9 protein-coding genes are annotated in these 13,289 nt (G+C 38.6%); 5 read left to right on the forward strand and 4 right to left on the reverse strand.

Translation table 11 applies throughout. From position 1 onward, the window contains the following. The first annotated feature begins 48 nt into the window (after positions 1–48). The 3 genes from NE363_RS08300 (at position 49) to NE363_RS08310 (ending at position 6,523) form a co-directional block, all read left to right on the forward strand. Positions 49–2,160 carry a TonB-dependent receptor gene (locus tag NE363_RS08300; RefSeq protein ID WP_445536235.1) on the forward strand — a complete coding sequence of 704 codons (2,112 nt, stop codon included), beginning with the start codon at positions 49–51 and terminating at the stop codon, positions 2,158–2,160. A 251-nt stretch (positions 2,161–2,411) separates the two neighbouring features. After that, complete coding sequence (locus NE363_RS08305) at positions 2,412–5,351, forward strand: insulinase family protein (protein WP_445536236.1); 2,940 nt, start codon at positions 2,412–2,414, stop codon at positions 5,349–5,351. A gap of 20 nt (positions 5,352–5,371) precedes the next feature. Further along, positions 5,372–6,523 carry a phospholipase A gene (locus NE363_RS08310; protein ID WP_445536237.1) on the forward strand — a complete coding sequence of 384 codons (1,152 nt, stop codon included), beginning with the start codon at positions 5,372–5,374 and terminating at the stop codon, positions 6,521–6,523. A 44-nt stretch (positions 6,524–6,567) separates the two neighbouring features. Here the strand turns inward: NE363_RS08310 and NE363_RS08315 are convergent, their stop codons facing one another. The 3 genes from NE363_RS08315 to ilvA form a co-directional block, all read right to left on the reverse strand. Further along, complete coding sequence (locus NE363_RS08315) at positions 6,568–7,905, reverse strand: TrkH family potassium uptake protein (RefSeq protein ID WP_039249846.1); 1,338 nt, start codon at positions 7,903–7,905, stop codon at positions 6,568–6,570. Positions 7,906–7,923: 18 nt separating this feature from the next. Continuing rightward, on the reverse strand, positions 7,924–8,574 hold the full coding sequence (locus tag NE363_RS08320; protein ID WP_049066688.1) for a potassium channel family protein: 651 nt from the start codon (positions 8,572–8,574) through the stop codon (positions 7,924–7,926). A 143-nt stretch (positions 8,575–8,717) separates the two neighbouring features. Beyond that, positions 8,718–10,265 (reverse strand): threonine ammonia-lyase, biosynthetic, encoded by a 1,548-nt coding sequence (gene ilvA / locus NE363_RS08325; RefSeq protein WP_171220315.1) that lies wholly within the window; start codon positions 10,263–10,265, stop codon positions 8,718–8,720. Positions 10,266–10,366: 101 nt separating this feature from the next. Between ilvA and rpiA the strand changes: the two genes are divergently transcribed. Together rpiA and NE363_RS08335 are read left to right on the forward strand one after the other, a co-directional pair. Then, the gene (gene rpiA / locus NE363_RS08330; RefSeq protein ID WP_004791976.1) at positions 10,367–11,038 is read left to right on the forward strand and encodes a ribose-5-phosphate isomerase RpiA; all 672 of its coding nucleotides are present in this window, start codon (positions 10,367–10,369) and stop codon (positions 11,036–11,038) included. Beyond that, the gene (locus tag NE363_RS08335; protein WP_134263040.1) at positions 11,038–11,718 is read left to right on the forward strand and encodes a YgjP family zinc-dependent metalloprotease; all 681 of its coding nucleotides are present in this window, start codon (positions 11,038–11,040) and stop codon (positions 11,716–11,718) included. The genes rpiA and NE363_RS08335 overlap by 1 nt, the downstream gene beginning before the upstream one ends. Here NE363_RS08335 and NE363_RS08340 read toward each other — a convergent pair. Further along, a complete protein-coding gene (locus NE363_RS08340) occupies positions 11,715–13,232 on the reverse strand; it encodes a hypothetical protein (protein ID WP_445536238.1) in 1,518 nt (505 codons plus the stop codon). The genes NE363_RS08335 and NE363_RS08340 overlap by 4 nt on opposite strands. Between the last annotated feature and the right edge of the window lie 57 nt (positions 13,233–13,289).

Consider the following 13,289-nt stretch of genomic DNA (forward strand, 5'->3'; position numbering starts at 1 on the left):
ATAGTATTTCATTGAAACTTCGCGTGAAATTATTCGTAGCGAACTTACATGAAGCGTTCTATTTTATTTATTTCATCGTTTGGGGTTATAACAGGCCAAGTATATGCCGCAGAGGCAGACTCACAAGCTGTAACCAATCTTCCAACAATTTCAGTCAAAGCTGACAAGGAAATCAGTTTAAAACAAGAAGTGGGACAAGCATCCAGTGCCACTAAGGGACTTATGCAATTAAAAGATGTTCCTCAAATTGTAAATGTCGTACCTAAACAAATCCTAAGAGAGCAGACTGTGACTTCTATGCAGGGTGCCTTGCAAAACGTTGCTGGTTTAAGCTTTAGTGTCGGTGATGGACAGCGTGATCAGGTCATGATTCGCGGTTTCTCAGCAATCACAGATAATTATGTAGATGGTATTCGCGATGATGCATTGTATTTTCGCGATATGTCGAATGTTGAACGAGTTGAGGTACTAAAAGGACCTGCTTCTGTACTTTATGGTCGTGGTTCAGCGGGTGGGTTAGTTAATAAGATCAATAAAAAGCCAATGGATGAATCTTTACGTGAAGTAAGCTTAATTGGTAGTACTACAGGGCAACGCCGTGCAGAAGTCGATGTGAATGAAAAAGTAGCAGAGAATGTTAAGGTTCGTTTAACTGGTGCAGTTGAAGACTCCGATGGGTATCGAGATCAGGCTTTTTTAAAACGTCAGGCTGTGGCTCCATCAGTACAGTGGGATATTAGCGATAAAACTAAACTTTTACTACAGGCTGACTATTTGCATGATGACCGTTTAGCGGATCAAGGCTTCCCGACAGATCCAATTACAGGTAAACCTGTTAAAACAAATCCTAAAACTTTTTATGGCGCATTAAACGGTAAAGAAGTTGGAGATGTTGACACCGAAATCTCAAGTCAAACTATCAGCTTAGACCATGAGTTTAATGATCAACTCAAATATCATGGTGCAGTTCGCCACTATAACTATTCATTAGACCGTCAATATAGTGTTGTATCCCATCAAGATTCTGCAAAAAATAAATTGCCTGCTGATCAAGTTCAATTAAGTCAAAGTAAACGGATACGTAATGAAGATGGTGTGTATATTCAGCAAGAACTGAGTACTTTATTTAATACAGGTTTTTTAAAGCACAATACATTAATTGGTGCTGAATATAGTAAGCAACATAAAGACGAACTGGTGTGGAGTAAAGCTCGTCAAATTACCAATATATTTAACCCAGAGCTCGAAAATTGGGCTCCATTAGATACAAGTGTAGCTGCGGGAACTAATAATAGTAATACTTTTGAAAACTACGGCATCTATTTACAAGATTTAATGACAGTGACAGATCAGCTTAAAGTTTTAGTTGGTTTACGTTATGACAATCTATCACAAGATCGTAACAATAAAGTAAAGTCTCAAATATTAAATAGAACTGATAACACTTACTCTCCACGAATCGGATTGGTTTATCAGCCAGTAAACAATCTTTCACTTTATACTTCTTATAACCGTTCTTTCCAGCCTTTGGCTGATTCATTTGTTTTATATACAAATAGTGCTGATTTAAGTCCTACAAAAACTGAAAATTATGAGGTTGGTGCGAAGTGGGATGTAAATGATCAATTGAATGTGACATTGGCTTTATTTGAGATGAGTCAAACCAATATTCAAAACCAAGATCCGAATGATCCTAAGGGTTTAACTGCAATCTTAGCAGGTGAGCAAAAAACCAAAGGTATTGAACTTTCATTAACAGGTCAGTTGACTGATCAGTTGTCAGTGCTAGCTGGCTATTCTTATATGGATGGTAAGATTGAAAAATCGACCATTGGATTTACGGGTAATCACTCAGCGCTTACGCCAAACAACACAGCTAACCTGTGGTTAAAATACCAAATTAATGATCATTGGTATGCGGCTGTAGGCGGACGCGGTGAATCATCACGTTTTAGCGCGCCAGACAACAAAAACGTGTTACCAGGTTATGCAGTTGTGAATGCGGCCTTAGGTTATCAAAGTGAACGTTATGATGTGAACTTGAACCTTAATAACTTATTTGATCGCGATTACTTTGTTTCAGGTCATAGTGGAGCAAATGATTCAAACATGATGGGTGACCCGCTAAATGCACAAGTCGCACTTCGCTATCGTTTTTAATTAACAAATATCAAAAAAGCTCATCGAAATGATGAGCTTTTTTGTGTGTTGTATAGCATATAGATAGTATTAAAAGGTTTTGTTCTGCTAGGATACAACCACGTGGGCTATGTGTTTGATATCAAAGCTATGCCCATAAAAACTAATACTCAACAAAAACATAGTATTTTACTTGGCTTTTGTTCGCCAATCTCAAGCCGACTCAGGCTATAATGAGACTTATTCACTTATCCGATATGTTAGGAGATCACATGACTGTAGATGTCACTGAAACCATTTCTCAAACTGTTCACCCTGCGTTTCAGTTGCTACGTCAGCACCATGTTGAAGCATTAGATATTTTAGTGTCTGAATATAAGCATAAAGTCACAGGTGCGGTGCATTATCACTTGGCAACTGATTATGATGAAAATGTATTCCTTGTTGCGTTCAGAACACAACCGATGGATTCTAAAGGAACTGCACATATTTTAGAGCATACAGCTTTATGTGGTTCTGAAAAGTTTCCTGTTCGTGACCCATTCTTTTTAATGATTCGCCGTTCATTAAATACATTTATGAACGCGTTTACAGCAGCAGATTGGACAGCCTATCCATTTGCAACTCAAAATAAGAAAGATTTCCAAAACTTACTCTCTGTTTATCTTGATGCGGCTTTTTCAGCAAATTTAAATCCTCTTGATTTTGCTCAAGAAGGTATTCGTATTGAACTTGAAAATGACCAACCTGTATATAAAGGCGTAGTGTTCAATGAAATGAAAGGTGCAATGAGTGCACCGTCTGATCAGCTTTATCACCAGTTGGCTCATCATCTATTCCCTGAAACTACATATCACTACAACTCAGGTGGTGATCCTAAAGATATTCCTGATTTAACCTATGAACAGTTAGTCGAATTTTATAAAACTCATTACCATCCAAGTAATGCGGTATTTATGACCTTCGGTAACCAAACGGCATATGAGTTACAAGAGCAATTTGAAAAACTAGCTCTACATAAGTTTGCTGCGGGTACAACTTTATATTCAAAACCAGAAAAACGTTTAACAGCACCTGTAGAAGTTACAGAAAACTATGCTGTTGATGGAGATGAGTTAAAAGATAAAACTTACCATGTATTGTCTTGGTTGTTACCGCAAGCGAGTGATATCAAACTACGTCTAGGTATGCGTTTGGTTGAAGGTGTTTTACTTGAAAACTCCGCGTCGCCACTACGTCATTATTTAGAAACTTGTGGTTATGCTCAGTCAACTGGTCCATTAATGGGCGTAGATGACAGTAACTTTGAAATGACATTCTATTGTGGAGTTCAAGGTTCAAACCCAGAGTATGCAGAAAGCTTTAAAGATGGTGTTTTAAATATTTTACGTGAAGTAGCTGCAAAACCAATTGATTCTGCTTTGGTTGATGCGATTTTGCATCAAATCGAATTGCATCAACGTGAAATTAATGGTGACGGTACACCATATGGCTTAAGCCTGATCTTAAATGGTTTAAGTGGTGCTATTCACCATAATGACCCAATTCAGATTTGGGATGTTGATAGTGCGATTGCTCAGGTCAAAGAAGAACTCCAAGACCCAATGTGGTTATCTAATTTAATTCAAACACATTTGCTGGATAACCCGCATCGTGTCCAAATGACTTTAGTACCGGATGCAACTAAGTCAGTAAAAGAGCAAGAAGCTGAAAAAGCACGTTTAGCTGCGATTGGTGAAAAACTCACTGAAGAAGACAAAGCAGAGATCGTTGCTAAAACCAAAGCATTACAAGAACGTCAAGATACACCAGACAATCTTGAGCTATTACCTAAAGTTGGTCTAGAAGACGTTCCTGCTGACTTGCACATTGTACAAGGTCAATTGCGTGAAATTATCTGTAATCGAATGGATACGCCGTTGAATTTGTATCATGCCGGAACGAATGGTATTTACTATCAACAAGTCCTCATTCAGATTCCTGATGATGTTGTTAGCTCACCATATTTCAATTTGCTCTCTATCTTAATGGGTGAAGTTGGTGCAGGTGAGTATGACTATCTTGAACTACAAAACTTACAAACAGCTGTAAGTGGTGGTTTGGGAATGGGTGCTTCGTTACGCAGTAAAGTTGATGATAAAGACAAAATTAGTGCTTGGTTAACTTTAACGACTAAATCTTTAACTCAGAAGTTCGATGCGATTCATTTATTAAAACTAGCATTTGAACAACTTCGCTTCGATGAGAAAGAGCGCATTATTGAGTTGTTACAGCAACGTAAGACACGTTGGCAGTCTCGTTTATCAGGAGCTGGTCATAGTTATGCGATGCAGATTGCATCTCGTAATATGAGTGCATTAGCTCAACGCGACTATCAAAACACTGGCTTAGGTGCGTTGAACTGGTTGGGTGAGCTTGTTATTAAAATTACTCAAGACGATGCCGCTTACGATACACTTATTGCTGAATTGAAGCATATCCATACCAAATTATTGCAAGCACCTAAACAGTTCTTATTGGTATGTGAAGAGCATCAGTCAGAGCGTTTAGTTGAAGAAATTCAAAATGTTTGGGATAAGCTAAACGTTGATAAAGCAGCGGCTGAGTTAAACCAAGTTGAACAAGAAAATACGAACGAACATGAAGCATGGTTAATTCAAACCAATGTTCAGTTCTGTGCTTCTGCATATCAAGCAGTTGAAGTGTCTCATCCAGATGCAGCACCTTTAATGGTGTTGGCAGCCTACTTGCGTAATGGTTTCTTACACAGCGCTATTCGTGAAAAAGGTGGTGCTTATGGTGGTGGTGCTAGTTATGATGGAAATGCATGTTCATTCCGTTTCTTTAGTTACCGTGACCCACGTTTAGCTGAGACGTTTAAAGACTTTGAAGCGAGTGTGCAATGGTTGCTAAATACAGAGCAACAACCTCATCAACTAGAAGAAGCAATTCTTGGTCTGGTGGCGAGTATGGACAAACCTGGTTCACCGGCAGGTGAAGCAATTACAGCATGTTATGCACTGTTACATGCAAGAACTCCAGCTTTCCGCCGTACCTTACGTGAAAGACTATTGCATGTGACTCTAGAAGACTTACAACGTGTTGCGCGTCAATATTTAGTTGAACAAACACCTGTAAAAGCTGTGGTTGCACCTTTTGCAAAACGTGATGAATTGCAGCAACTGGGCTTTACAATTAAACAAGTTAATTAAAATAAAAATTGGAGATGAACATGGCGTTCAGACAATTTGAACGCACATCATTACAGCTAAGTATGGGAACCCTGCTTAGCTGTTTATGTGCGTCGGTGGCATATGCTGACACCTTAGCCCCTGTAAAACCTGCGACCGTAGATGCATGTGTTGCCCTTGCTTCAAATGCTGATCGCCTAGCTTGTTATGACTCTGTATTTAAACCCTCGGCTTTGCCCGCTCTGCAAGCTGCAGCAGTCCCAGAGCCTGTTAAAAAAGTTGATGAGCCTGCTGTTCAGCCTGAAACATTTAAAGAGAAGATTGTAGATACGGTTAGTAACATTAAAGTAATAGGGAAGGCTCCAAAAATTGAGCCTACCACTTCTTTACTAGACCAACGGTGGGAGTTATCTGAAAAGAGTAAGCTTGGTGTTTGGAATATTCGTGCTTATCAGCCTGTCTATTTACTACCTGTATTTTGGACTAGTGATAAAAATGAATTTCCAAGTAGTCCAAATCCCAATAACACTGTTAAAGAAGCTCAAGATTTGAAATCGACGGAAACTAAATTTCAAATTTCTTTAAAAACTAAAGCTTTGGAAAATATTTTTGGCAACAATGGTGATTTGTGGGTGGGGTATACGCAATCTTCACGTTGGCAGACATTTAATGCTAAAGAATCTCGTCCTTTCCGTGAAACGAACTATGAGCCTGAAGCAAGTTTAATGTTTAGAACAAACTATGAGTTGCTCGGTTTAGATGGTCGTTTATTAGGTGTAACTTTAAATCACCAGTCAAATGGTCGTTCAGATCCATTATCTCGTAGCTGGAACCGTGTCATTTTTAATGTGGGCTTAGAGCGTGGTAACTTTGCTGTCATGCTTCGTCCTTGGGTACGCATTAATGAAACTGCCAAAGATGATAACAACCCTGATATTGAAGATTATGTTGGGCGTGGGGATTTAACTGCTTTTTATAAGTGGAAAGATAACGATTTCTCTTTAATGCTACGCCACTCTCTAAAAGGTGGTGATGACTCTCATGGTGCAGTTCAGTTTGACTGGGCGTTCCCAATTAGTGGTAAGTTACGTGGTCACTTTCAGCTATTTAATGGATATGGTGAAAGCTTAATTGACTATAACCACCGTGCAACTTATGCAGGTTTGGGTGTTTCACTCATGAACTGGTACTAAGTTCAAGCTAATAAAAATGCCGCTGTAAAAGCGGCTTTTTTTTATTAACCAATTTGAATGTTGGCCTGAGGATGTTTGAGGCGACTCTTTTTAGGTGTGGCGATCAAATATGCCAGAGTTAAAGGTCCAAGTCTTCCTGCAAACATAAGTAGGCTTAAGATAAACAGGCTACCATTGTGTAAATCTGGTGTAATACCACGAGAAAGTCCAACTGTGCAGGCTGCCGATACCACTTCAAATAATAAGTTCATAAAGTCAGCTTTCGGTTCTAAAAGTAAAAGTATAAAGAACCCAATAAATATAAGAATGCTGGTAATAGCAGTAACTGCTAAGGCCTTATAAGTAGTTTCATGAGAAACAGAATGATTGAAGACTCTAATTTCATCTGTACGTCTTAGAAATGAAAGTACACTTAAAACCAATATCGCAAAGGTTCCTACCTTAATACCGCCAGCGGTACTGAGTGAGCCGCCACCAATAAACATGAGCAGCATCATAACCAAGGAACTACTATTAGTCATTGCACCTGTATCAATAGTATTAAACCCTGAAGATCGTGGAACAGTCGCTTGGAACCAAGCATGTAAAGCTTGATCGCCTACACTCAGCATTCCTAATGTATGTGGGTTCTGCGCTTCTAAAGCCCAGATTAATATGAAGGCGACTAAATTAATAATCGCTATTGTTGTAAGTATGAGTTTGCTATTGGGGCTTAGTTTTTTCCACTTTTTATTCTGTTTGATATCCATCAAAACTAAAAAGCCAAGTCCACCTAAGATATAAAGTAAACTCACTGTTAGACAGATGACATAGTTGTTTTGGAACCCCATTAAACTATTATTAAATAAAGAAAAACCCGCATTGTTAAATGAAGAAATACTATAAAAAATTGCATAATACAAACCGCGAGCAAAACCAAACGCAGGTGTAAATGCAGTCGTAAGAATTATGGTTCCGATCAATTCAAAAAGAAAAGTATAGGCGACAACACCTTTTGCAACAAAGGTCACTTTAGAGAGGCTGGTTTGACCAAGACTGTCTTGAGCCATCATTTGCTGCTTAAGACCAACTTTCGGCGATAGACTTAGTGCAGCCAAAATTGCAAAAGTCATGAAGCCTAAACCACCTGACTGAATCAGTAATAAAATAATGACTTGTCCAAAAAGTGTAAAAGATTGATGAATATTTAAAACAGATAAACCTGTAATCGTAACCGCTGAGGTTGCTGTAAATAATGCATCCATCCAGCTGACATGTCCGTTATTGGCAATAGGAAGCTTAAGCAACAATGTGCCGAATATAATAAATGCTAGAAACCCTAACGCTAATAAAGATGGAGGACTTAAATTCAGTGTTTTGTGTGGCTTAGGTTTAAGAGACATATTTTCTAGTTCGTTTTCTTATAAGAAACAATGTGAGAGTTTTTTAAGTTGCTGTAAATGACCTTCCAAAATAATAATATCATGCATTTTTAAGGTAAAAGTCTCATCAGTTTCAAATAGAATTTGCTGCTGTCTTTTTACAAGTAGTGTTTTAACCTGTGGTGCTTGCTGCATAATTCCATACAAGTTAATACCATTTAATTTCTCGGGAATATCAATTTTCACAATATAGTGATCATCATCTAAAGACATGTAACGACTCACCATAGGGTAATTGAGTGCTTGCGCAACACGTACGCCCATGTCTTCTTCAGGATGAATGATTTTATTGATATTGAGGTGAGACAAAATTGTGTGGTGGGCTTTAGTTTTTGCTTTTACCCAGATTTTATCAATACCGAGATTTTTTAAATTCAGCACACATAAAATACTGGCTTCAATATCTTCACCAATTGCAACGACAACTGCATCACAATTTTGAATGTTTAATTCATCTAGTACATGTTCATCTGTAGCATCAGCAATGACCGCATGAGTTAAAACATCGGCAAGGTTCTCTACATTCTTTTTGACTGTATCAATGCCAATAACATCATGATTTAATTTTGTGAGTTCTTGAGCAACTGTTGCTCCAAAACTTCCCAAGCCGATGACCGCGAACTGTGCCATAAATAACCTTTTATACTTAATTAGGGCTTTATTTTTAATGAAATTTTCTTTGAGATAAAGACAAGCAATGTAAATATAAAAAATATTGAGCTTAAATTATAAAAAAGCCGACAAATTTGCCGGCTTTTTATCAAAATAAAAGATTATTTCAAGAAACGCTTATAACCCACATTGTCAGTAATTTCTGCATATGGATAGCTAATTTGCTCTAGAGTTTCGATTAAGCCATCTGGATTTTGTTTGGCATCTGTTGCTTGTAAACCAACCAATACGCGACCTTCAGCAGCACCGTGGTTACGGTAATGGAACAGGGTAATATTGTGGGTTGGGCCTAAACGAGTTAAGAATGTGAGTAATGCACCTGGACGTTCAGGGAACTCAACACGGAACAATCTTTCATCGTCAAGATTGGCATGACCACCAATCAAGTAACGAATATGCAATTTAGCAACTTCATCATCAGATAAATCATCGACAACATAATTTTGTTGTTTAAGTTGCTCTAAAATTTCATGACGTTCAGCATCACCACCTTTTAAGCTAATACCCACAAAAACTTGTGCTTCTTCTGTGTTATTTGCGCGGTAGTTAAACTCGGTAATATTGCGGCCTTGTAGGGCACGGCAGAAACCTAAGAATGCGCCTTTTTCTTCAGAAAGCGTCACCGCGTAAATTGCTTCACGTTGCTCACCTAGTTCAGTACGCTCTGCAATGTAACGTAAACGGTCAAAGTTCATGTTGGCACCACAAACAATCGACACCATGTTTTTACCGCTAATTTTATGCTCAGCTACATATTTTTTAATACCAGCTAACGCCATTGCGCCTGATGGTTCAACAATGCTGCGGTTTTCATCAAAGGTATCTTTAATTGCGGCACAAATCTCATCTGTATTTACAGTAACAATGTCTGGCTCAACAATTGGGCCCGAATTATCTGATTTGCGAAGACGAATAATATCAAACGGCAAAGCACCAATTTGGGCAACTGCTGTACCATCTGCAAATAAGCCTACATGTGGTAGCACTACACGTTCATTGGTTTCTAAAGCTGCTTTTAAGCAAGCAGACTCTTCATATTCAACACCAATTATTTTTACATGTGGTGCAACTTCACCTAGATAGGCTGCTACACCAGCAATTAAACCACCACCACCAACAGCAACGAATACATATTCCACATCGCGCCATTGGCGTAAGATTTCATTCGCAATAGTACCTTGACCAGCAATAACCAGTTCATCGTCATAAGGAGGAATAAAAACTAATCCTTCTGCTTCGGCACGTTGTTGAGCATATTTGTTTGCAATATCAAAGCTATCGCCATGTAATACAACTTGGCCACCTAATCGCTTAACTGCCTGAACTTTAATATCAGGAGTAGTGCTTGGCATAACAATAATTGCAGGAATGCCTAAACGTTGACCAGACAATGCCACGCCTTGTGCATGGTTGCCCGCAGATGCACAGATTACACCGCGCTCAAGTTGGTCTTTCGGTATTTGACTAATACGGTTATAAGCACCGCGTAATTTAAAAGAAAAAACTGGTTGTAAATCTTCACGCTTAAAACGAATTGTATTATTTAATTTTTGACTAATTCGTGGAGCTGCTTCGAGAGGTGTTTCAATTGCAACATCATAAACCGTTGCTTGTAAAATTTGTCGTACCACACGAGACAGCATGTTCATCTTCCCTATAACAGTTTAAAATAGGAAATTATTGTAGCAAACCCTTGTGCATTTGCGCCGATTATTGGCGCATAAATGTCAAAAAATAGTTGAGTGATGTAATGAGCCTATATGCAACCCAAGATGAAAAGAAACAAGCTGCTGCGAAAGCTGCTTTAAAACACTTACCCAAAGGTGGCATTTTAGGGGTAGGAACTGGAAGTACTGTAAATTTTCTAATTGATTTATTGCCTGAATTACAGCTAGAAGCAGCGGTAGCAAGTTCGCAAGCAACAGCAGACCGTCTTAAAAAATTAGGTATCGAAGTGGTTGATATGAACCATGTAGGTGGCTTAGATGCATATGTAGATGGTGCAGATGAAATTGATCGTCATATGCATATGATCAAAGGCGGCGGAGCAGCATTAACTCGTGAAAAAATTGTAGCTTCAATTGCTAAAAAATTTGTATGTATTGTTGATGATTCGAAATGGGTAGATCAACTTGGTCGTGATTTCCCATTACCAGTAGAAGTAATTCCAATGGCGCGCTCTGCTGTAGCTCGTAAATTGGTCAGCTTAGGTGGTGATCCAGTTTACCGCGAAGGTGTGGTGACAGATAATGGAAACGTTATTTTAGATGTATTTAATTTGAACATCTTAAACGCAATTGATTTGGAAAAGACCATCAACAATATCCCGGGTGTTGTGACTAACGGTATTTTTGCGTTAAACCCTGCAACAATTGCAATTGTTGCGACAAATAATGGTATTGAAGAGCGTACTGCACAGTAATGTCTGTGGAAATGCCAGAAATTAAAATTGTTCGTCACGTAAGGGCAAGAAAATTGCGCTTACGTGTTGAGCCTGCCTCTATACGACTGACTGTCCCGCTATTTTGTAGCAAGAAACAGATTCAGCAGTTTTTGGCGCAGTCTGAGCAATGGTTGATCGAGACGTGGAGTAAACAGCAACACGTTCAATCAGCATCCTTTGAGATTCCTTCAGAGATTTCTTTTTTCAATAGAGAACAGCCTTTTCAAGTTGTTGTACAAAAGCAACATCGTATTTTTCAATTTGATTGGGAAAATAATTATTTATTCATTAAAGACCAACAACCTTATCAAGCTTTACAAAATGCCGTGATTGCTTATGCCAAACAAGAGTTGCCACTTCTTTTGTCAGAGCTTAGCCAAAAAACACGTTTAACGTATTCTGAATGTACAATTCGACGTCCTAAAACTCGTTGGGGGAGTTGTAGTAGTCAGCACAATATTATGTTGCATGCAGGTCTGGTTCTTATGCCAGCCCAAATTACCCGTTATGTTTGTATTCATGAATTGGCACACACTAAACACTTCGACCATAGCCCTGCATTTTGGGCCGAAGTTGCAAAGTTCGACCCTCACTATATGCAGAACCGCAGACAATTAAAAGCCAATCCATTGCCTGCTTGGTGGTATATAACAGCTTAGCTAAAGCTACATTCCAATTGTTTTGTTTGTAATACATCTGGTGCTTTGCGGCTATCAAGGCCAGCTTGTGCGCTGACAATTTTATTGGCTTTAATGTGTAATTGTATAAAATTATATTGCTGCGTTGAATTGTTTGGTTCAGATGAGCTTGAGTTAAGTAAGTAACTATAACTTGCAGCATCTGTTTGCAGTAAGTTGTCTGTACTATCCGCACTCAATGCAGAACGATAAATCTGAGAGCCTTGAATTAACTCAATTTGTCCATTTGCACGGAAATTAAGTTGGCAGCCTGATGCGCTGTTTTCATAGTGACCGACTAAATAGTCTGTGGCAGGTAGTTTTGGGTCAGCTATATTGATGCTGGTCAAACCTTGTTTACATGGATAAGCTGAACCATTACAAGTGGCTGTAATGCCGCTAAAGCCCACTGCACGTCGATAATCACCCGCACCATCTATACGGAAAAAATCAGTCGTATTTCCAGAAGGCACAACCCCAGAATAGAGTTTTTTCTGCAAAAGAGCATATCCTGTTTGGTCTAAACTAGACTGACTTTGTGAATCTGCCAGTTGCAATGTGGCAGCTTTTAAATTAGTAGCAAAATAATCACGAGTTGCTTTTTGATTAGCTGCAATGTCCAAAAGCGTATTTTTTACAGGCTCAATATTATCTGGTGAAGGGCTAAAAATAGGTGTCATGGTTGTATTATCACCAATAAGTTTTTTGCCATCTAAATATCCATCTTTTAAATCGGTTGCAAGGCTATTTGTAAGTTCTTGATAAGCGTTCGAATTGCCGTGGATCGTATTCCAATATTGTAAATATCCAAAGCTAAGATAGCTGTCCACATAAGTACTGGGTTGCTTTGTTGAATACTGTAATAAATTTAGAACAGTCAGAGGGCTAGCTGGACTCAAGCTTGGTATGGCTGCATCTTTAAATGCACTAATAAGTGCTGTGTAAACATCTTGAGAAGCCAAGTCAGCATGAGATACTTCAATCAGAGTCGGATTTATAGTTTCTTGTGGCAGTTGCCCTGATCGGATTACAGCACGCTGATAAATTGCTTCTGAAGTTGGACTAATCAGTTGAGTTTTATTACTGATTGAGCTTGGTGTAATAAAAGCGTGATAAACACCAGAAATACTTTGATATTTAGAATTAATCGGGTCAAATACTTGAGATGAAGCCTGAGTTATGACTTCAACTCGATAAAGACGGTTCAATTTAGTACTTGGAAGTTTAATATTATAACTTGTTAAACTCGCAACTTGGGTATCAATCAAAATACTATTATCGGTATTGTCATAGACTTTAAGTTGAACATTACGCATTTCGACAGGGGTTTTAAGTGTGAAATCTGTCGTAACTTCAGGAGTTGGCACAGTAGGTGTCGTTGTATTAGATGAACCGCTACTACTGCCACCACCACATCCCACAAGGGCTGCGCTTAAAATTAAAGTACTAAGGCCGAGATAAGTGCGCAACTTTGTTTCTTTTGATTGATCAAGCATCCTAGCTCTCCAAAAATGAATCTGGTATTTATTTACTGATATTTGTTTGGTTCTGAC

This window comes from Acinetobacter sp. G18, assembly GCF_052660225.1.